Source organism: uncultured Photobacterium sp. (assembly GCF_947502415.1).
Taxonomy (GTDB): Bacteria; Pseudomonadota; Gammaproteobacteria; order Enterobacterales; family Vibrionaceae; genus Photobacterium.
Map to the genome: position 1 here is coordinate 1 of NZ_CANMZV010000159.1, position 203 is coordinate 203.

At 60.1% G+C, this 203-nt stretch carries 1 protein-coding gene; it reads right to left on the reverse strand.

Annotated elements, in window-relative coordinates:
* The coding region (locus Q0852_RS23930; RefSeq protein WP_299022948.1) for an Ig-like domain-containing protein at window positions 1–203 on the reverse strand (203 nt) is incomplete at both ends.

Genomic DNA, 203 nt, shown 5'->3' on the forward strand with positions numbered 1-203 from the left:
GCGCTGTCGGTGAAGGCATTGGACGCCACATCGATGGTGGCTGCTGCGGTGCGATCGGTATCCGGGGTAAACGTCGCTGTATACGTGGTGCCACTGCCGGCAAAGCCACTCAGTGAACCACCCACTACGGTAATATCAGTGGCTGCAAAATCAGAGCTGGCTTCGCTCAGGGTAAAGGTCAGCGCCGCGGTCTCGCCGGCCTT